Here is a 22,238-nt window from a genome sequence, read left to right on the forward strand (position 1 = left end):
CGAATTAGTGGAGTCGGGCACCGATGGCGGACGATGGCAAGCTGCTGGAGACCCTCAAGCGTGTCGCCGCGGACCTGCACGAGACCCGGCGCAGGCTGGCCGAGGCCGAACGGCGCGACCGCCACCCGATCGCCATCGTCGGCATGGCCTGCCGCTTTCCCGGCGGTGTCCGCGACCCCGAGGGCCTCTGGGAGACGGTCGTCTCCGGACGGGACGCGATCTCCGAGTTCCCGACCGACCGCGGCTGGGATCTCGGGGACCTGCTGGGCTCCGACGCGACCCGCCCCGGGCGCAGTGTCGCCCGCGAGGGCGGTTTCCTTTACGACGCGGGGGAGTTCGACGCGGGGTTGTTCGGGATCTCGCCGCGTGAGGCGCTGGCGATGGATCCGCAGCAGCGGCTGGTGTTGGAGACGTCGTGGGAAGCCCTGGAGCGGGCGGGGATCGATCCCCTGTCGCTGCGCGGCAGCTCGGCAGGCGTGTTCGTCGGCGCCGGCAATTTCGGCTACCTCGTGGGGATGCAGCAGGCGGCCGATGACGCGCACGGCTATGCCCTCGTCGGCAACATCGGCAGCGTCATCTCGGGCCGGGTGGCGTTCACGTTCGGTCTGGAGGGGCCTGCGCTGACGGTGGACACGGCGTGTTCGTCGTCGTTGGTGGCGATGCACCTGGCGGGGCGTGCGCTGCGGTCGGGCGAGTGCTCGCTGGCGCTCGCGGGCGGTGTCACGATCATGCCCAACCCCAGCGAGTTCGTGGAGTTCAGCCGGCAGGGCGCTCTCTCGCCCAGCGGCCGCTGCAAGGCGTTCGGTGCCGGGGCGGACGGTGCGGGGTGGTCCGAGGGCGTCGGGATGGTGGTGCTGGAGCGTCTTGAGGACGCCCGGCGCAATGGCCACCGGGTGCTCGCGTTGGTGCGGGGATCGGCGGTCAACCAGGACGGGGCGAGCAACGGGCTGACCGCCCCCAACGGGCCGTCGCAGCGGCGCGTCATCCGGCAGGCCCTCGCGAACGCCGGTCTGGGCCCCCACGAGGTGGACGCGGTCGAGGCACACGGGACGGGCACGCGGCTCGGCGACCCCATCGAGGCCCAGGCTCTGATGGCGATCTACGGACGTGACCGTCATGTCGAGCTGCCGCTGTGGCTGGGGTCGGTGAAGTCCAATATCGGGCACACGCAGGCCGCCGCCGGCATCGCCGGCGTCATCAAGATGGTTCACGCGCTGGACGAGGGCGTCCTGCCTCCCACCCTGCACGCGGACGAGCCCAGCGACGAGATCGACTGGTCCGCGCGCACGGTCCGACTGCTGACCGCCCCGAAAGACTGGCCGGACACGGGGCGCCCGCGCCGTGCGGGGGTGTCGTCGTTCGGGATCAGCGGAACCAACGCGCACCTGATCCTGGAGCAGGCCCCCGTGGAGGCCGCCGAGGCCGAGACCGGGGCCCCGAATGCCGCCGGCGCGGTGCTCAGCACGATCCCCTGGACGCTCTCAGGGGCGAATGCGACCGCGCTGCGCGCACAGGCCGAACGGCTCCGCGATTGGCTCGACGCTCACCCGGACACCCGACCTGCCGACGTGGCGCGAACCCTGGCCACCTCACGGGCCGCTCTTACCCACCGAGCCGTAGTCCTTGGCAGTGAGCTCCTCCGCCTGCGCGACGCGCTGGGTGCGTTCGCCTCAGGCGAGTCCGCTCCCGCCATCGTGACCGGCACGGCTCTGGAGGTGGGCCGTCCGGTTCTGGTGTTTCCGGGGCAGGGGTCGCAGTGGGTGGGGATGGGGCGTGAGCTGCTGGATTCGTCGGAGGTGTTCGGGGGGTGGGTGGAGGAGTGCGAGGTCGTTCTGTCGCGGTATGTGGATTGGTCGTTGCGGGAGGTGCTGGAGCGGGCTGATGAGGCGGATCTGGCGCGTATCGAGGTTCTCCAGCCGCTGTTGTTCGCCGTGATGGTCGGAATCGCCCGGATCTGGGGAAGCTGGGGAGTGGTGCCCGGTGCTGTCGTGGGTCATTCGCAGGGTGAGGTCGCTGCGGCGTACGTCGCCGGCGCGCTGTCCTTGGATCACGCCGTACGGGTCGTGGTGCTGCGGTCGCGATTGTTCGCTCGCGCGCTCGTGGGACACGGAGCCGTTGCCGCGCTGGCCGCGGGACGCGCCGTAGCCGAGGAGCTGATCGGGCGGTGGGGCGGGGCGCTGTCGCTGGCGGGTGCCAACGGGCCGGGCGCCACGATGGTGGCGGGTCCGGAGGACCTGCTGGATGAGCTGGTGGTGCTGTGCGGGGAGCGGGGGATCCGTGCGCGTGTCGTGGCGGGGACGGTCGCTTCGCACAGCGCGCAGGTCGATCCACTACGCGGGGAACTCCTGGAACTCCTGGAGCCCGTGAGTCCGGTGGCCACCGACGTGACCTTCTGCTCGACGGTGACCGGCGCCCCGGTGGACACCTCGGCGCTGGGCGCGGAGTACTGGTTCGACAACGCGCGCCGTCCGGTGGATTTCGCCGGGGCGATCGGCGGCCTGCTCGCCGAGGGCCATCGGGCCTTCATCGAGTGCAGCCCGCACCCCATCCTGGTCCCCAACATCGCCGAGATCGCCGCGGAACGAGACGCGGAGGTCGTCGCGGTCGGATCGCTGCGCCGCGACCAGGGATCCGCGGACCGCCTGCTGCGCTCGGCCGCCGAGGCGCACAGCGGCGGCATCACGGTGGACTGGACGGCGCTGTTCGGCCGGGGACCCCGCCCCGATCTGCCGACCTACGCATTCCAGCGCCGGCGCTACTGGCTGGAGGCGGCCGGACGCCCCCTCTCGGGAACCGCCTCGGCCGGAGTCGAACGCGTCGAGCATCCCCTGCTCGACGCGCTGCTGCGGCTCGCCGACGCCGACACCGCCGTCATCACCGGACGCCTTTCGGCGTCGTCCCCTGGCTGGCTGGCCGATCACACGGTCAACGGCATGGTCGTCGTTCCGGGCGCGGCCCTGGTGGAATTGGCCATCCAGGCGGGCGACAAGATGGGATGCGCCGGGGTCGAGGAACTGGTCCTGGAACAACCGCTCGTCCTCCCGGGCCACGACGAGACCGAGATCCAGGTCGCGGTCGGAGCAGCCGACGCCGCTGGGCGGCGGGGGCTCACCGTGCACGCCAGGCCCGCCCGGTCACAGACGGAGGCGGCCTGGACCCGGCATGCGACCGGGACGCTCGTCCCCACCATTCCCGGAGACCATCCGGAACCGGTTCTCCTGCCCGTTCGCCCCGCAGACGCCGCACCCGCCGACGACCTCTACGCCCGCCTGAACGACCGAGGTCACGGATACGGACCCGCCTTCCGCGGCGTGCGGGCCGTCTGGCGGGACGGCGAGGATGTCGTCGCCGATGTGGCCCTGCCCGAAGAACATCGCGAGGAGACCGGCCCCTTCGCCATCCACCCGGCCCTCCTGGACGCGGCGCTGCACGCAGTGGCGGAGTTGCCGGATCCTTCCCGGGAGCGGCCCGGGCCACGGCTGCCGTTCGCGTGGTCGGACGTCTCCCTGGAGATCGAAGGTGCCACGGAGCTGCTCGTACGCATCAGCCCGGAGCGTGACGGGGCAGTCTCGGTGGACCTCTTCACCCCCGGCGGCGAGAGAGTCGGCCGGATCGGCTCCCTGACCGTGCGCCCCGCACCCGAGGGCGCGCTCGCGCACGGCGCCGGCGACTCCCTTTACCGCCTCGATTGGACGGCACTGCCCGCAAAGCCCGTCTGGGAGGCTTCGTCCATCCGGTACGCCGTACTCGGTGACGACGTCCACGATCTCGCCGGACGGTTGGGCACCGTCGAGCACCCGGTCGAGAACCACGTGGACCTGGCCGCTCTCGTCCACACCGTCCGCGAGGGCGCGCCCGGACCCGACCTGCTGCTGTTCTCCCCGGACGCGCCGTCCGGCGGCGGCTTCACGGCCACTGCGCGTGCGGAACTGGGCGCCGCGCTGGCCGTGCTGAAGGAGTGGATCGCGACCGGTGACGTCCTCGCGGGAACGCGACTGGCCCTCGTCACCCGGAACGCCGCCGGCATCGAAGGGGAGACTCCGGATCTCGCCGCTGCCGCGGTGTGGGGTCTGACCCGCTCGGCGCAATCGGAGAACCCGGGCCGCATCGCACTGATCGACCTGGACCCCGCCGCCGAACCGGGTTCCGCCACACGCTCGGCCTGCGCGGCCGCCGCCCGCGAAGAGGACTTGCAGGCGGCAGTGCGCGGGGAGACGGTCCTGATCCCCCGGTTGGCCCGTGTTGCCCGGCCCGCGGCGCCCGCCGACCCGGGCTGGGATCCCGACGGCACGGTCCTCGTGACCGGAGGCACGGGTGCGCTCGGCTCCGCCGTCGCGCGCCATCTCGCCGCAGCGCACGGCGTCCGGTCGCTGCTGCTGGTGAGCCGCCGTGGTCCGGACGCCGCGGGCGCCGGGGAACTCGTGGCCTCGCTGGCCGGGCTCGGCGCGGAGGCCACGGTCGCCGCATGCGACGTCGCCGATCGGGACGCGGTGGCGCGCCTCGTGGCGGAGCTTCCTGCCGACCGTCCCCTCACCGGCGTCGTCCACACCGCCGGCACGCTGGACGACGGGACGATCGGGTCCCTCGACGCGGACCGCGTGGACCGTGTCCTGCGACCCAAGCTCGACGCCGCGCTCCACCTGCACGAACTCACCGCGGATCTGCCGGTCACCCGTTTCGTGCTCTTCTCCTCGGCCGCCGGGGTCCTCGGCAATCCAGGCCAGGGGAACTACGCCGCCGCGAACGCCGCCCTCGACGCCCTGGCGCACCTCCGCCGCGCGGCCGGCCTGCCCGCGACCTCTCTGGCCTGGGGGCCGTGGGCGCTGCACAGCGGAATGACCGAGCACCTTTCCGGCGCCGCACCCACGGGACCGACCGGAGCCGGAACGGTCGCGCTCGACCGGGGCGAAGCCCTCGGTCTTCTTGACGCCGCACTGGCGAGTGGGCACCCGGCCCTCTTGCCGGTCCGCCTCGACCTGCCGGGGCTCCGCGACCGTGCCGCCCTCGGGTTGGTGCCCGCACCCTTGCGTCCACTCGTCCCGGCTAGTCCGTCCCGCCGCCGGCTTGAGGGCCGGGACGTGAGCGGCGAGCAGACGGACGAAGCGGTCGAGCGGCTGTCGGCGTTGCCCCGGGAAGAAAGGGAGCGCGAACTCCTCACCGTGGTCATGAGCCATACCGCGAGCGTCCTCGGTCACGATTCGCCCGACGACCTAGACCCCGGCCGCGCCTTCAAAGAGGTCGGGTTCGACTCGATGACAGGGGTGGAACTGCGCAACCGGCTCGCCGGCGCGACCGGGCTCCGGCTGCCGATCACGCTCGTCTTCGACCACCCCACGCCCGCCGCCGTCGCCCGGACCCTCGCCGCCCTCGCCGGTGCGGGCGGCGAGCCCGCCGCCCTCGCGAGGCCGCACGTCGCGGCTCGGCCCGTGCCCGCGTCGGCGGAGCCGATCGCCATCGTCGGGATGGCGTGCCGTTTCCCGGGCGGGGTGTCTTCGCCCGAGGCATTGTGGGACCTGGTGGCCACCGGCGGGGAGGTCCTGTCGGAGTTCCCGGCAGATCGTGGGTGGGATCTCGCCGCGCTGTACGACCCCGACCCGGACGCGCCCGGGGCCACCTACGTACGCGTGGGCGGCTTCCTGGACGACGCGGCCTGCTTCGACGCCGGGTTCTTCGGGATCTCCCCGCGCGAGGCCGCGGTGATGGACCCGCAGCAGCGAGTGCTCCTTGAGGTGACGTGGGAGGCGCTGGAACGCGCCGGGATCGACCCGGACTCGCTGCGCGGCACCGCCACCGGGGTGTTCGCCGGGGCCATCCACCAAGACTACGCGGGCGGCGCGCCTCCGGACCAGGCCGAGGGCTACCTGCTCAGCGGCACCTCGACCAGCGTGGTGTCCGGGCGGATCGCCTACGCGCTGGGGCTGGAGGGCCCCGCGATGACGGTGGACACCGCCTGCTCGTCCTCGGTGGTGGCGCTGCATCTCGCCGCACAGGCGCTGCGGGCGGGGGAGTGCGGCATCGCGCTCGCCGGCGGCGTCACCGTCATGCCGGCCCCGGTGCTGTTCACCGAGTTCAGCCGGCAGCGCGGCCTCGCCCCCGACGGCCGCTGCAAGCCGTTCGCGGCCGCCGCCGACGGGACGGGATGGTCCGAGGGCGCGGGCGTTCTGGTGTTGGAGCGGCTGTCGGACGCACGGCACCGCGGCCATCGCGTCCTGGCCGTCGTCCGCGGGTCCGCGGTCAACCAGGACGGTGCCAGCAACGGCCTTACCGCTCCCAACGGCGCCGCCCAGCGCCGCGTCATCGCGCAGGCGCTCGACGCGGCCGGACTCGCCCCCGCCGACGTCGACGCGGTCGAGGCGCACGGCACCGGCACCACCCTCGGCGACCCGATCGAGGCGCAGGCCGTCCAGGAGGCGTACGGCGCAGGCCGGCCGGACGAACGGCCCCTGTGGCTGGGCTCGGTGAAGTCCAACCTCGGGCACACCCAGGCCGCCGCGGGAATGGCCGGGATCATCAAGATGGTCCAGGCCATGCGGCACGCGGTGCTGCCCCGCACCCTGCACGTCGACGCACCGACCCCGCACGTGGACTGGTCCGCCGCGGACGTGCGGCTGCTCACCGAGCCGGTGCCGTGGCCGTCCGGCGGGCGGCCGCGTCGCGCGGGCGTGTCGTCCTTCGGCGCGAGCGGCACCAACGCCCACCTCATCCTGGAGGAGCCGCCGCCCGGGGAGCAGGGTCCGCAAGGCCCGCCCGCACCCGCGGCGGACCTGGCGCTCGTCCCGCTCGTCCTGTCGGCCCGAGACCCGGACGCGCTGGCGGACCAGGCCGGGCGGCTGGCCCGGTTCGTCGAGGCGAACCCCTCCCTCGACCTGCGCGACCTGGGCAGGACGTTGATCACCTCGCGCGCCCTGCACCCGTACCGCGCCGTGCTGGACGCCCACGACGGCGACGACGCCGCGGCGCTCCTCACGACGCTGGCCACCGAAGGCGCGCGCGGCACCGGCCCTGCCCGCTCCGGCAAGACCGTGGTCCTCTTCTCCGGTCAGGGCGCGCAGTATCCCGGCATGGGCCGCGGCCTGTACGAGGCGATACCGGAGTTCGCCGCCGCGCTCGACGACCTGTGCGCACGGTTCGACCGCCTCCTCGGCGGAAGTCTGCGGGACGTGGTGTTCGGTGAGACAGGCGAGGACATCCTGCACGAGACCCGCTGGACCCAGCCCGCGCTGTTCGCCGTCGAGGTCGCGCTGTTCCGGACCCTCGTCGCATGGGGCCTGCGTCCCGACCTGCTGGCCGGTCATTCCATCGGTGCGCTGGCCGCGGCGCACGCCGCGAGCGTCCTGACCGCCGACGACGCCGCCGAGCTGGTCGCCGCACGCGGGCGCCTGATGCAGGCGCTCCCGTCCGGGGGAGCCATGGCCGCCTTCGAGGCGGCCGAAGAGGAGATCGTCCCCCTTCTGCGGGACGGAGTCGTGATCGCCGCCGTCAACGGTCCCGCCGCGACGGTCGTGTCCGGCGACGAGGACGCGGTGGACCGCCTGGTCGCGCACTGGTCCGGTCTCGGCGGCAAGGCCCGCCGCCTGCGAGTCAGCCACGCCTTCCACTCGCCGCGCATGGATCCCATGCTGGACGAGTTCCGCCGCGTCGCGGAGGGGCTCGCATGGCACCCGCCGCAGATCCCGATCATCTCCGACCGCACTGGACGTCCCGCCGGCGAAGGCGAGCTGACTTCGCCCGCGTACTGGACCGAGCACGTCCGCGAGCCGATCCGTTTCCTGGACGCCCTGCGCTCCGCCGCCGATGCCGGCGGCCGGTTCTTCGTCGAGTCGGGCCCGGGTGGCGGCCTCGCGGCCGCCGCCAGTGAGGCGTGCGGCGACGCCGCCCCGATCACCGCGGCGACGCTGCGCCGGGACAAGGACGAGGCCACCACCCTGCGCGCCGCCCGTGCGCGGGTCTTCGAGGGCGGCGCGGACGTCCGCTGGGACGCGGTCCTCGGAGCCGGGACCGGAGCGCTTCTCGATCTGCCCACCTATCCGTTCCAGCGCCGCCGGTACTGGCTGGAGAGCGGCCGCGCCGCGACCGGCGCGTCCGGTCTCGGCCTGACCGACGCCGGGCACCCGCTCGTCCCGGCGGCGGTGGACCTCGCCGGTGGCGAGGAGCTCCTGCTCACCGGACGGCTCTCCCCGTCCGTCCACCCCTGGCTCGCGGACCACCGGATCGGCGGGACCGCGGTCCTCCCCGCCTCGGCCATCGCCGAGCTGGTCGTGCGGGCCGGTGATGAGGCCGGCCTCGACCGGATCGCCGAGCTGGTCCTGGAGTCCCCGCTGGTGTTCCCCGACGGCACCGGCTTCGCCCTCCAGGTCCGGGTCGCGCCATCCGAGGAGTCGGGGCGGCGCCGGGTGAGTGTGCACGCCCGCCCCGACGGCGCGACGGCGGACACCCCCTGGGTTCGGCACGCAGGCGCGGTGCTCGCCTCCGGCACCGCGCCTGCCGGCTCGCCCCCGGTGGCCGCCGCGTCGCTCCCGTGGCCGCCGCCCGGTGCCCGGCCGGTGGACGTCCGCGGCCTCCACGAGGACCTGGCGGCTCGCGGCATCGGATACGGCCCGGCGTTCCGGGGACTCCGCGAGGCTTGGCGGCTCGATGACACCGTCTTCACCGACGTGCTGCTTCCGCCCGAGGAACACGACCGTGCCGCCAGGTTCGGCGCCCACCCCGCTCTGCTCGACGCGGTGCTCCAGGCAGGGCTGTTGCTGGACGGGCCGGACTCCCCGCTTCGCCTTCCGTTCGCGCTGGACGACCTCACCCTGCACGCCTCCGGGGCGACGGCGCTGCGCGTCCGAGTGGAGCGGACAGGCCCCGACACGTTCGCCGTTCGCGCCCACGATCCCGGCGGCGCGCCCGTCGTCACCATCTCCTCCGTGGCCGTGCGGCCGATCTCCGCCGACGCCCTGAGCCGGATGCGGGCCGGAACCGCGCCGGCCGCCCACACCCTCGCCTGGACACCCCTCGGCTCGGCCACCTCGCCGGCCGCCGCCCGCTCCGGCTGCGCTGTGATCGGCGCCGCGCCCGCCGACCTCGGACTGCCGGGCGAAGTGCCCGCGCATCCCGACGTGCCCTCGCTGCTGGACGCCCCCGGCCCGGTCCCGGACCTGGTCTTCCTCGCGCCGGTGACCGAGGAGGGAGGCGAGCCGGCCATGACGGTGCGGGTGCGCGTGCACGCCACCCTCGACGCAGTCCGGTCCTGGACCGGCGATGAACGGATACCGGGCGGCTCCCGACTCGTCGTCGTCACCACCGGCGGCGTGACCACCGGGGACGAGCCGGTTCCCGGCGACCCCGCGGAAGCCGCCCGCTGCGGTCTGGTGCGCGCCGTGCAGGCCGAACGGCCAGGCCGCCTCCTCCTTCTGGACACCGACGGAACCGACGAGTCCCGTGCCGCCCTGGGAGGTGCGGCCGCCACGGCGGTGCGGGCGGGCGAACCAGAGATCGCCGTGCGAGACGGCGCCGCCTTCGCCGGCCGCCTCGTCCCCGTGGAAAACGCGCTCACACCGCCCGCGGGCCCTTGGCGGCTCGACGTCAGCGACGGCGGCACGCTCACCGACCTCGCCGCCGTGGCCGCCCCCGAAGCGACCGCCCCTCTTGAGGCGGGGCAGATCCGGGTCGCCGTCCGCGCGGCCGGACTCAACTTCCGCGACGTCCTCATCGCCCTCGGCATGTATCCCGGCACGGGTTCCATGGGCACCGAAGCGGCCGGGATCGTCACCGAGACCGGCCCCGGGGTGTCCGGCGTCGCCGTCGGCGACCGGGTCATGGGGTTGATCGACCATGCGTTCGGACCGGTCGCCGTGACCGACCACCGCACGGTCGTCCCGCTACCCCCCGGCTGGTCGTTCACCGAGGCCGCCGCCGTGCCCGCCGCGTTCGTGACGGCACGGCACGGCCTGGTAGAGCTCGCCCGGCTCCAGCCGGGCGAGACAGTACTGGTACACGCCGCCGCGGGCGGCGTCGGGATGGCCGCGGTGCAGGTGGCGCTCGGGCTGGGCGCCGAGGTCTACGCCACCGCCTCGCCGGGCAAGCATCACGTCCTGCGAGGCATGGGGCTGGACGACGCGCACATCGCGTCCTCTCGCGACCTCGGCTTCGAGGACCGCTTCCGTGCCGCGACCGGTGGGCGCGGCGTCGACGTCGTGCTGAACTCGCTCGCCCGAGAGTTCGTGGACGCCTCCCTTCGGCTGCTGGCGCCGGGAGGGCGGTTCATCGAGATGGGCAAGACCGACCTGCGGGCCGCGCAGGACGTCGCCGCCCGCGACCCCGGTTTCGCCTACATGCCCTTCGACCTCGCAGACCTCGGACCGGACCGGCTCGGAGCGCTGCTCGCCGAGGTCACCGGGGCCCTCGCCCGCGGCGAGCTGGCGCCGCCCCCGGTTCGCGCGTTCGACGTGCGCCGCGCTCCCGAGGCGTTCCGCTTCATGAGCCGCGCCCGGCACCTGGGGAAGATCGTCCTGACCGTCCCCCCGGACCGCGACCCCGCCGGCACCGTCCTCGTCACCGGAGCGACCGGTACGCTCGGCGGCCTCGTCGCCCGGCACCTGGTCACCCGGCACGGCGTCCGGCATCTGGTGCTGGCGGGACGCCGCGGCGCCGCCGACCCGGGAACCACCGCCCTCGCCGCCGAACTGACCGCCCTCGGAGCCGAAGTGGTCCTCGTGGCCTGCGACGTCGCCGACCGTGCCGCGGTGGACCGACTTCTCGACGCCGTGCCCGCCGGGCATCCCATCACCGCCGTCGTGCACGCCGCAGGTGTCGTCGACGACGGCTTGGCCGACACCCTGACCCAGGACCAAGTCGAGCGTGTCCTCCGCCCCAAGGTCGACGGGACGCTCGTACTTGACGAGGCGACCCGGCAGCTGGACCTGTCGGCCTTCGTGGTGTTCTCCTCCGTCGCGGGCGTCCTCGGCTCCGCGGGCCAAGCCGGCTATGCGGCCGCCAATGCCTTCGCTGACGGATGGGCGCATGCACGGCGGGCCGGAGGCCGTCCCGCCGTGTCCATCGCCTGGGGCATCTGGGAGGAGGCCAGCGGCATGACCGCCGACCTGGACGCCGCCACCCGCGCGCGCCTCTCCCGTACCGGGCTGCGACCCCTGCCGACCGAACATGCCCTTGCCCTCCTCGATCACGCCATGACCGGACCTGACCCCGTGCGGATCGCGGCCGCACTGGACCCCGCCGCCCTCCGCTCCGCCGCCGCGGACGGCACGCTCCAGCCCCGGCTGAGCGGGCTGGTCCGGGGCCCGTCCCGCCGCACCGCCGGTCCGGCCCCCACCGAGATCCCGCTGGGCGACACCCTCGCCGCGCTCCCTGAGGACCAGCGGGCCGACCGGCTCTTGGAGCTGGTCCGAGTACAGGCCGCCGCCGTGCTCGGGCACGCCACCCCGGCGGCGATCGACGCCGAGCGCGGTTTCCTCGACCTCGGCTTCGACTCCCTCACCGCCGTCGAGCTCCGCAACACCCTGACCCGGCTCAGCGGGCTCGAACTGCCCGCCACGCTGCTGTTCGACCAGCCCAGCCCGGCCGCCGTCGCCGCCTACCTCGAAGCCAGGCTGGCGGCCAACGGGTCCGTCCCGACCGGGCCGCCATCGGTGCTGCGCCATCTTGAGGCACTCGAAGGTCTTCTTCGCGACCCGTCCCTCGACTCCGGGCTCGGCCGCGACGTCGCCGAACGTCTGCGCGCTTTGGCATGGGAGCTGGAGGACACCGGCCCGGACGACGCCGACGCCGTGGCGCCCGGCGCGTTCGACGCCGAGACCGATGACGAGATGTTCGCCCTGATCGACCGGGAGCTCGGACATGACTGACCGCGACGCCGACCGGCGCGTCGGCGAAGGAGGCGACATGGACGGCGGGGACGACAGGCTTCGCGAGTACCTCAGGCGGGTCACGGCCGAACTGCGGCAGACGCGCCGCCGTCTCGGTGCCGCCGAGGGCCGTGCGGGCGAGCCGATCGCCGTCGTGGGGGCGGCCTGCCGCTATCCCGGCGGTGTCACCTCGCCCGAGGAGCTGTGGGACCTCGTCGAGTCCGGCCGTGACGCGATCACCGGCTTCCCCGTCGACCGCGGCTGGGACGTCGCCGCCCTCCACGACCCCGACGGGCGGCGCCCCGGGACCAGCTACGTCGACCACGGCGGATTCGTGCACGATGCCGCGGACTTCGACGCGGAGTTCTTCGGCATCTCGCCGCGCGAGGCCCTGGCCATGGACCCGCAGCAGCGGCTCTTCCTGGAGGTCGCCTGGGAGGCGCTGGAACGCACCGGGCTCGACCCGCACACATTGCGCGGCTCCAGGACCGGCGTCTTCGTCGGCGCGGGCAACCCCGGCTACCTCGGCGGTGTCCAGCAGATCCCCGAGGAGGTCGAGGGCTACTCCCTCACCGGCAACGTGGGCAGCGTGGTGTCGGGGCGGGTGTCTTACACGCTGGGTTTGGAGGGCCCGGCGGTGACGCTGGACACCGCGTGCTCGTCGTCGCTGGTGGCGATCCACCTCGCCTGCCAGGAACTCCGCACGGGAGAGAGCACGCTTACCCTCGCCGGCGGAGTCACCGTGCTCACGACGCCCTGGCTGTTCGTGGAGTTCAGCCGCCAGAACGGCCTCGCACCCGACGGCCGATGCAAGGCGTTCGCCGAGGCCGCCGACGGCACCATCTGGGGCGAGGGCGCCGGGGTGCTGGTGTTGGAGCGGTTGTCGGACGCGGTGCGTCATGGGCGGCGGGTGTGGGGGGTGATCCGCGGTTCGGCGATGAACCAGGACGGCGCCAGCAGCGGACTGGCGGCGCCGAACGGTCCTTCGCAGCAGCGGGTGATCCGGCGTGCGCTGGCCAATGCGCGGTTGTCGGGTGCGGACGTGGACGTGGTGGAGGCCCATGGGACCGGCACCTCGCTGGGCGACCCGATCGAAGCCCAGGCGTTGCTGGCGACCTACGGCCAGGACCGTCCAGAGGACCGTCCGCTCTGGCTGGGTTCGGTGAAGTCGAACATCGGCCACACCGCCGCCGCGGCTGGAGTAGCCGGTGTGATCAAGATGCTGACCGCGTTCCAGCATCCCGAACTACCGCGGACGTTGCATGTGGACGAGCCGTCGCGGGCGGTGGACTGGTCGGCCGGTGCGGTGCGGCTGCTGACCGAGGCCACCGAGTGGCCGCGGGTGGACCGGCCGCGCCGGGCCGGGGTGTCCTCGTTCGGGATCAGCGGCACCAACGCCCACCTCATCTTGGAACAAGCCCCCCAACCCGAGCCCGTGGCCGAGTCCGCCGAGTCCGCGGCTGAGCCGCGCGCCGAGTCTGCCGAGTCCGCCGAGTCTGCCGGCTGGGATGGTCCGGTGGTGTGGGTGGTGTCGGGTCGCGGCCAGGGCGCGGTGCGCGACCAGGCCCGCCGGCTGGCCGCCTGGACCCGCACCAACGCCCCCACCGCCGGCACCGGTACCGGTTTCGCGGTTCGGACCGCGCGCGCGCTGCGGTCGGGCCGGACCCTGTTCGACCACCGCGCGGTCATCATCGGCACCAGCACCAGCGAACTACTGGACGGGCTGGACGCGATCGCCGCCGGCCGCGACACCGGCCCCCGCGGCACCGGCCCCCGCGGCACCGGCGCCCGCGGCACCGGCGGGGTGGTGACCGGTCAGGCCCGCCCGGCCGGCAAGACGGTGTTCGTGTTCCCCGGCCAGGGATCGCAGTGGCCGGGCATGGGCGCGGCCCTGCTGCAGCAGTCCCCGGTGTTCGCCGCATCCATGGCCGAATGCGAGCAGGCACTGGCACCACACCTGGACTGGTCCCTGACCCAGACCCTCACCCAACCCCCCGACAGCCCGGTATGGGACCGCACCGAGGTAATCCAACCCGCCCTGTTCGCGATCATGGTGTCACTGGCCCGGCTCTGGCAAGCCCACGGCGTCCACCCCGACACCGTCATCGGCCACTCCCAAGGCGAAATCGCCGCCGCCCACATCGCCGGCGCCCTCACCCTGCACGACGCCGCCCGCATCAGCGCCCTGCGCTCCCAAGCCCTCACCCGCCTGCACCACACCGGCGGCATGGCCCACATCGCCGCCCACCCCCACACCCTCGACCAGTTGGACGGCCTGGAAGAGATATCGATCGCCGCGGTCAACGGACCCGACTCCACCACCGTCTCAGGACCCGACACCGCCCTGACCCGCCTCCTGGAGCACTGCACCCGCAACGGCATCCGCAGCAAACGCCTCCCCGTCAACTACCCCTCCCACCACCCCGCCATCGACACCCTCCAAACCCACATCCTCACCGCCCTGACCGGCATCACCCCCCAACCACCCACCATCACCTGGATCTCCACCTGCACCGGCCAAACCAACCCCCACCCCGACCCCGCCTACTGGCACACCAACCTGCGCCACACCGTCCAACTCCACCAAACCACCACACACCTCCACCACACCGGCCACACCACCTACCTCGAAATCAGCCCCCACCCCATCCTCACCACCGACCTCACCCACACCCTCACCCACACCCACACCCCAGACACCACAAACAACCCGCCCGCAGAACCCCTCGTCCACCACACCCTCACCCGCGACCACCACACCTACACCCACTACCTCCACAACCTCGCCCACCTACACACCCACACCCACCACCCCATCACCTACACACCCACCCAACCCAACCAACCCGAACCCCCCGAACCACCCGAACCACCCGAACCCGACCACACCGCCACCCACCTGCCCACCTACCCCTTCCAACACCACCACTACTGGGTCAGCGTCGGAGCCGGGGCGGGCGCGAGGGTGACGGGTCCGTCGTCGGACGCATGGCGGTACGAGACCGTGTGGCGGCCCAGTCCGGCAGGCGCACGTGCGCTGAGCGGGCACTGGCTCATCGTGGCTCCTCCAGGACATCCGTTCGCCGGCCCGGTCGCCGAGACACTGGCGGGGCTCGGGGCCGAAACGCATGTGGCGGCCGCGGACGGCGCCCGCGAGCTGCGTTCGGAGTTGGAGATCGCCGGAGTGGTCTCGCTCCTGGCACTGGCGGAGGACGACGGCGACCGGAGCCGCGTGGTTCCCGCAGGGCTTGCCGCGACCTTGGAGCTGGTGCGGTGGCACGCGCAGGCGCCCGAGGGCGTGCCGCTGTGGTGCGTGACGCGCGCGGCGGTCCGGGCCGGTGCGGAGGATCCGCCACCGGACCCGCGCCAGGCGATGGTGTGGGGACTCGGCAGGGTGGCCGCGCTGGAGCATCCGCGGCACTGGGGTGGGCTGATCGACCTGCCCGGCGAACCGGACGAGCGAACCTGGGTGCGGCTGAGCGAGGCCATCAGCAACGCGGACGGGGAGGACCAGCTGGCCGTCCGGTCCTCGGGACTGCGTGCGCGCCGGCTCGTGCGGGCCCGCCTCGGAGGGCCCGCCGCGGCTCGGACGTGGCGGCCGGAGGGGACGACGCTCGTCACCGGCGGCACCGGTGCGCTCGGCGTGCTCCTGGCTCGGGCGATGGCCGAACGGGGCGCGGAGCATCTGCTGCTCGTGTCCCGCCGTGGCGCGGAGGCGCCCGGAGCCGATCGCGTCGCCGCGGAACTGGCGGCGCTCGGTACGCGAGTGACTTTCGCGGCGTGCGACGTCACCGACCGGGAGGCGGTGGAGGGACTGGCGCTGAGGTGTGAGGACGAGGGCGCGCCGGTCCGTTCGGTGGTCCACGCCGCCGTCGTCGGCGAACTCGCCCCGCTCACGAGCCTCGGCACGGTGGACCTGGCCGCGGCGCTGGCCGCCAAGGTCGGGGGAGCGCGGGTCCTGGACGAGGTGTTCGCCGACAGGGACCTGGACTCCTTCGTCCTGTTCTCCTCCATCACGGCCGTGTGGGGGAGTGGCGAGCATGGCGCGTACGCCGCGGCCAACGCCTATCTCGACGCGCTCGCCGAGCGCCGCCGGGCGGAGGGGCGTCCCGTGACGTCGGTCGCCTGGGGGATCTGGGCGGCGCCCGGCGAGGAGGACGAGGACCGACGCCTGGAGCTGACCGACCGTGCGCACCGCCAGGGGCTCGTGCCGCTCGACCCGGCGTCCGCCTTCGCGGCGCTCTGGGAGGTGCTGGACCGTGGCGACGCCGCACCGGTGGTCGCGGACGTGGACTGGGACCGGTTCCTGCCCATGTTCACCCTGGCGCGGCCGAGTCGCCTCTTCGCCGAGATCGCGCCGGCCGGGCCGGGCACGGCGGGGGGCGTCGCCGGCGCGGACGAGGAGAAGGCCGCGGCCTGGCGCGAGCGGTTCGCGGGGCTGCCCGCCGCCGAGCACGAGCGGGCACTGGTCGAGCTGGTCCGGGCGGACGTCGCGCACGTCCTCGGCCACGGGTCTCCCGAGGCCGTCGATCCCAGGCGTGCCTTCAACGAGATCGGTTTCGACTCACTGACAGCGGTGGAACTTCGCAACCGCCTCACCCGCGCGACGGGACTGCCGCTGCCCGCGACGCTGGCGTTCGACCATCCGACCGTCGTGGAGGTCGCGCGGCGCCTCGCCGCCGAGCTGACCGGCGACGCCGCGGTCGCGCCGGCCGCGACGGCGGTGGCGCGCGCGGACGACGACCCATTGGTCATCGTGGGCATGGCGTGCCGGTTCCCGGGCGGGGTGCGTTCCCCGGAGGACCTGTGGGAGCTGGTGCTGTCCGGCACCGACGCCATCTCCGACTTCCCCACCGACCGCGGCTGGGACCTACAGGCGCTGTTCGATCAGGACCCGGACCGTCCGCGGACCACCTACACGCGGCGGGGCGGGTTCCTGTACGACGCGGCGGACTTCGACGCCGAGCCTTTCGGCATCTCGCCGCGTGAGGCGCTCGCGATGGACCCGCAGCAGCGGATCCTGCTGGAGACCGCCTGGGAGCTGTTCGAACGCACGGGCATCGACCCCGGTTCGCTACGAGGTTCCTCGACCGGTGTGTTCGTGGGCTGCAACCTGCCCCAGTACGGCGGGGGCATCCAACGGGTGCCCGGCGACCTGGAGGGGCACTTGCTGACGGGCTCGAACTCCAGTGTGGTGTCGGGGCGGTTGGCCTACACCTTCGGGCTGGAAGGCCCGGCCGTGACCGTGGACACCGCCTGCTCCTCCTCCCTCGTCGCCCTCCACCTGGCCGCCCAGGCCGTCCGCAACGGGGAGTGTTCCCAGGCGGTGACGGGCGGGGTCGGGATCCTGACCAGTCCCGATCCGTTCGTGGGCTTCAGCCGTCAACGCGTGCTGTCACCGGACGGGCGGTGCAAGGCGTTCGGGGCCGGTGCCGACGGCATCGGCCTGGCCGAAGGCGCCGGCCTCGTCCTCATCGAACCCCTCACCCAAGCCCAACAAAACCACCACCCCATCCTGGCCACCATCCGCGGCACCGCCACCAACCAAGACGGCGCCAGCAACGGCCTGTCGGCCCCCAACGGACCCTCCCAGCAACGCGTCATCCACCAAGCCCTCACCAACGCCCACCTCACCCCCCACGACATCGACACCGTCGAAACCCACGGCACCGGCACCACCCTCGGCGACCCCATCGAAGCCCAAGCCCTCCACAGCACCTACGGACACCACCGCGACCCCGCACACCCCCTCTGGATCGGATCCATCAAATCCAACATCGGGCACCCCGCCGCCGCCGCCGGGATCGCCGGCGTCATCAAAACCGTCCAAGCGCTCCGCCACGGCGTACTGCCCCCGACCCTGCACGCCGACGAACCCTCCCCCCACGTCGACTGGTCCACCGGCACCGTCCGGCTCCTGACCGGACCCGTCCAATGGCCCGAGACAGGCAGACCCCGCCGCGCCGGAGTGTCCTCCTTCGGCATCAGCGGCACCAACGCCCACCTCATCCTCGAACAAGCACCCCCAACCGACCCCGAACCCACCCAAGACCACAACACAGACACCACCCCGCTCCCATGGATCCTGTCCGGAGCAACGGACACCGCACTACGGGCTCAAGCCGCCCGGCTCCATGAGTGGACCGTCGGCGCCACCGATGGCCTCGGCGCCGTGGCGCGCGCCCTGGCGACGACGCGCGCGGCCCTTGCTCATCGAGCCGTCGTCCTCGGGAGCGATCTGGAGGAGCTGCGCTCCGGTCTGGCCGCCGTCGCGTCCGGTACGGCGACTGCGAACACCGTGACGGGAACCGCGGCCGCCCAGGAACGGCCGGTCCTCGTCTTCCCCGGCCAGGGCTCACAGTGGACGGGAATGGGACGCGACCTGCTGGCGCGGTCCCCGGTCTTCGCCGACTGGATCGCCGAATGCGAGGAGGCCCTCCGCCGCTACGTGGACTGGTCGCTGCGCGAGGCCCTGGAGTCCGACGAGGGAAGCCTGGACCGGATCGACCGGCTGCAGCCGGTCCTGTTCGCCGTCATGGTCGGATTGGCGCGCGTCTGGCGGTCCTGGGGGGTCGAGCCCGGTGCCGTCGTCGGCCACTCGCAGGGCGAAGTCGCCGCCGCCTACGTGGCGGGCGCGTTGTCGCTGGACGACGCGCTGCGCGTCGTGGTCTTGAGGTCGCGGCTGTTCGCCCGCGATCTCACCGGGCGCGGCGCGGTCGCGGCCGTCGGCGCGGGCGTCGAACGGGTGCGCGGCCTGCTGGCGCCCTGGGACGGCGAACTCGCCGTCGCGGGCGTCAACGGGCCGGCCGCGGTGATGGTCGCCGGGCCCGAGGACCTGCTCGGCGAGCTCGTTAAGGAGTGCGGTCGACAGGACGTCCGGGCCCGGGTGGTGCCGGTCACGGTCGCTTCGCATTGCTCCCAGGTCGACCCACTGCGCGAGGAACTGCTGGAGCTGCTCGCGGCAGTCGCCCCGCGCACCGGCAAGGTGCCCTTCTGGTCGACGGTCACCGGCGGTCCGCTGGACACCGCCGCGCTCGGACCGGACTACTGGTTCGAGAACGCACGGCGACCGGTCGATTTCGCGGGGGCGGTCGGCGCGCTGCTGGCGTCCGGGCATCGGGCGTTCGTCGAGTGCAGTCCCCACCCCATCCTGGTCCCGAACGTGGAGGAGATCGCCGACGAGCGCGAGGCCAGGGTGGCCGCAATCGGCTCCCTGCGCCGCGGCGAGGGCGGCGCGGACCGCCTGCTCCGCTCGGCGGGAGAGGCGTCCGTCCAGGGCGTCGGGGTCGACTGGTCCGCGATCCTCGGACCAGGACGCCGAGCCGACCTGCCCACCTACGCCTTCCAGCGCCGCCGCTACTGGCTCGATTCCACCAACGGTCCCACCGGCGCTGAGGTGACGGACCCCGAAGAGGCACGGTTCTGGACGTCGGTCGAACGCAGCGACCTCGGGGCTCTCGCCGAAGAGCTCAGGCTCGACGAGACGGCCCTTGCCGAGGTGCTTCCAGCGCTGTCGGACTGGCATCGGACCCGGCGGGAACGCACGGCGACCGGGGCCTGGCGCTACGACGTCGCCTGGCGCGCCGCGCCCAGCGGGGCCGGAGCGCTGTCCGGTACCTGGCTGGTGGTGCTCCCGGAGGAGCCCGGGACCTGGGCCGACTCGGTCGCGGGGGCGCTGGAGGAGACGGGCCTGGACACCGTCCGGCTGCGTGCGGGAGACCTGTACGCGGGCGGGAACGGGTCCTCTCCGGCGGCCGGGCTGCGCGCGGCCCTGGCCGAGGGCCGGTTCGCCGGGGTGCTGTCGCTCCTCGCCGCGGACGCGACCCCTCACCTGGCGCACCCGGCGGTGCCGCGCGGTGTCGCGAACACCCTCGCGCTCCTCCACGCGCTCGCCGGGACCGAGCCCGACGTGCCGCTGTGGTGCGTGACCCGCGGCGCGGTGTCCACGGGCCCGGGCGACCCGGTCGGCGACCCGTCGCAGGCACAGCTGTGGGGGCTGGGGCGGGTCGCCGCACTGGAGCATCCACGGCTGTGGGGAGGGCTGGTCGACCTGCCGGCCGAGCCCGTGCCGGACGAGGCCCGGCACCTGTGCGCGGCCCTGGCCCGCACGGACGGCGAGGACCAGCTCGCGGTCCGCGAATCCGCCGTGTCGGTCCGCCGTCTCGTCCGCGCCGCCGCGCCCGCGACCGTCCGGGACTGGCGGCCGCGTGACGCGACGCTCATCACCGGGGGCGGCGGCCCCGCCGATGGCCGGATCGCTCGCTGGCTGGTGGGCCGCGGCGCCCGGCACCTGGTGCTGACCCACCCGGACGGAGACGCCGCGCCCGGTGTCCAGGACCTCGCCGCCGAGCTGGCCGAGCACGGCACGCGGATCACCCTGGCCCGCTGCGACGTCACGGACCGGGGCGCGCTGCGCGCCCTCGCTCGCGGCCTGGCCGCCGACGGCACCCCGGTCCGGACGGTGCTGCACACTGCCGCCACCGGCGAGCTGGCGGCGATCGCCGACACCGGGCTGCCGGAGTACGCCGCCGCCGTCTCCGCCAAGGTCGACAGTGCCCGCAACCTCGCCGATGTCTTCGACGAGATCGGCGAGCCCCTGGACGCGCTGGTGTTCTTCTCCTCGATCGCCGGGGTCTGGGGCAGCGGCGACCACGGCGCGTACGCGGCGGCCAACGCCCACGTGGACGCGCTCGCGCAGTGGCTGCGCGCCCGCGGCCTGCCGGCGACGTCCGTGGCCTGGGGGGTGTGGGACGTCTTCGAAGACCCCGCCGACCGTGCGATCGTCGAGGAGCGCTCGGCCAGGCACGGCCTGCCGCTGATGGACCCGGCCATCGCGCTGGCCGCGCTCGGCGGCGCGCTGGACCGCGATGACGTCCATACGACGGTCGCCGACGTGGACTGGCCGGTTTTCCTGCCGCTGTTCTCCGTCGCGCGGCCCACGCGCCTCGCGGACGAGATCCCCGAGGCCGCGGAACGGGCGGCCGCGGGAACCGTAGCGGAGGCGCCGGGTGAGGCGGCGGCCCTGCGCACCCGGCTCCTCGATCTGGACGAGCCGGGCCGCGACCGCCTGCTCTTGGAGCTGGTGCGGCAGCAGGCCGCGGCCGTCCTCGGCCACGGCACATCGCAGGCGATCGAGCCGGACCGGGCGTTCCGCGAGATGGGGCTGGACTCGATCACCGCCGTGGAGCTGCGCAACCGGCTCGGGGCCGCCACCGGCCTTCGCCTTCCGGCGACGCTGGTGTTCGACCATCCGAGCGCCGACGACGTCGCCGCGCACCTGCGGTCGGCACTGCTGCCCGAGGACGGCGCCGGACGCTCGCCCGCCCTGGACGGCCTGCGCTCCCTGGAGGAGGCGTGCGCGGCCCTCGAACCCGGGGACCGGGCCCTGGACGAGATCGGTGCGCGGCTGCAGGCCCTGCTGTGGCGGCTGACCGACCGGGACGCCGCGCCGGGGCCGGCGGAGTCCGCGTCCGACATCGACACGGCGACCGCGCACGAGATGTTCGAACTGATCGACAAGGAGCTTGGGCCGTGACGGCACCGAACCCGAACGGGGGCGCGTGATGCGATACGAGATCCTGGGACGGATAAGGACCGTCGACGGCGCCGGGCCGGCGGAGCTGAGCGCGCCGAAGACCAACCTCCTGCTGGCCCTGCTGCTCTCCCGCGCCGGCCGGGTCGTCACCCCCGAGCAGATCGTCGCGGAGCTGTGGGGCGGGACCGAGCCGCGGCGCGCCCAGGCGGCGATCCACGTCTACATCTACAAGATCCGCAGGTTCCTGGCGCGCCCGGACCGGCAGGGCTGCCCCGTCTCCACCCATCCGCACGGCTACCTGCTGACCCTCGGCCCGGACGAACTGGACCTGGACCAGTTCCTCGGACTGCTGGACGACGGCCGGGAACGCGCCCGCGCGGACCGTTTCGAGGAGGCGTCGGCCACGCTCCGGGCGGGGCTGGCGATGTGGCGCGGCCCGGCGTTCGAGGGACTGGCCTGGGGGTCCGCCGTCAGCACCTTCGCCGCGTGGGCCGAGGAGAGCCGGCTGGAGTGCCTGGAACTGCTGGTGGAGTGCGACCTGATGATGGGCCTGCACCGGGAACAGGTCAGGCCGCTGTACGAGCTGACCGAGGCGCATCCGCTCCGCGAGGGCTTCTACCGGCAGCTCATGCTCGCGCTCTACCGGTCGCACCGGCAGGCGGACGCCCTGGAGGTGTACCAGCGTGCGCGGGCCACGCTGAAGAAGGAGCTCGGACTGGAGCCCTGCCGGGCTCTGCGGGATCTGCAGCAGGCGATTCTGTCGGCGGACCACTGGCTGCTCAGGATCCCCGCCCACGCCGAACTGCGCGCGGTCTCCTGACCGCCGCACCGGACCCTCCCCGAAGGCTGGTGAC

General features: G+C 73.8%; 3 protein-coding genes. All 3 read left to right on the forward strand.

Annotated features, from left to right (window positions below; translation table 11 throughout):
• The first annotated feature begins 23 nt into the window (after positions 1–23).
• Genes K4S16_RS00355 through K4S16_RS00365 form a run of 3 tightly spaced genes read left to right on the forward strand, consistent with a single transcriptional unit; the run spans position 24 to position 22,204 of the window.
• Entirely contained in the window at positions 24–11,849 is an 11,826-nt protein-coding gene (locus K4S16_RS00355) for a type I polyketide synthase (protein ID WP_149256779.1), read from the forward strand.
• The gene (locus K4S16_RS00360) at positions 11,842–21,384 is read left to right on the forward strand and encodes a type I polyketide synthase (protein ID WP_200841594.1); all 9,543 of its coding nucleotides are present in this window, start codon (positions 11,842–11,844) and stop codon (positions 21,382–21,384) included. Before K4S16_RS00355 ends, K4S16_RS00360 begins: the two co-directional genes overlap by 8 nt.
• A 28-nt stretch (positions 21,385–21,412) precedes the next feature.
• Positions 21,413–22,204, forward strand: coding sequence for an AfsR/SARP family transcriptional regulator (locus K4S16_RS00365; RefSeq protein WP_149256780.1), 792 nt, complete (start codon positions 21,413–21,415; stop codon positions 22,202–22,204).
• Positions 22,205–22,238 lie beyond the last annotated feature (34 nt).

Source organism: Actinomadura sp. K4S16 (genome assembly GCF_008327685.1).
Classification (GTDB): Bacteria; Actinomycetota; Actinomycetes; order Streptosporangiales; family Streptosporangiaceae; genus Spirillospora.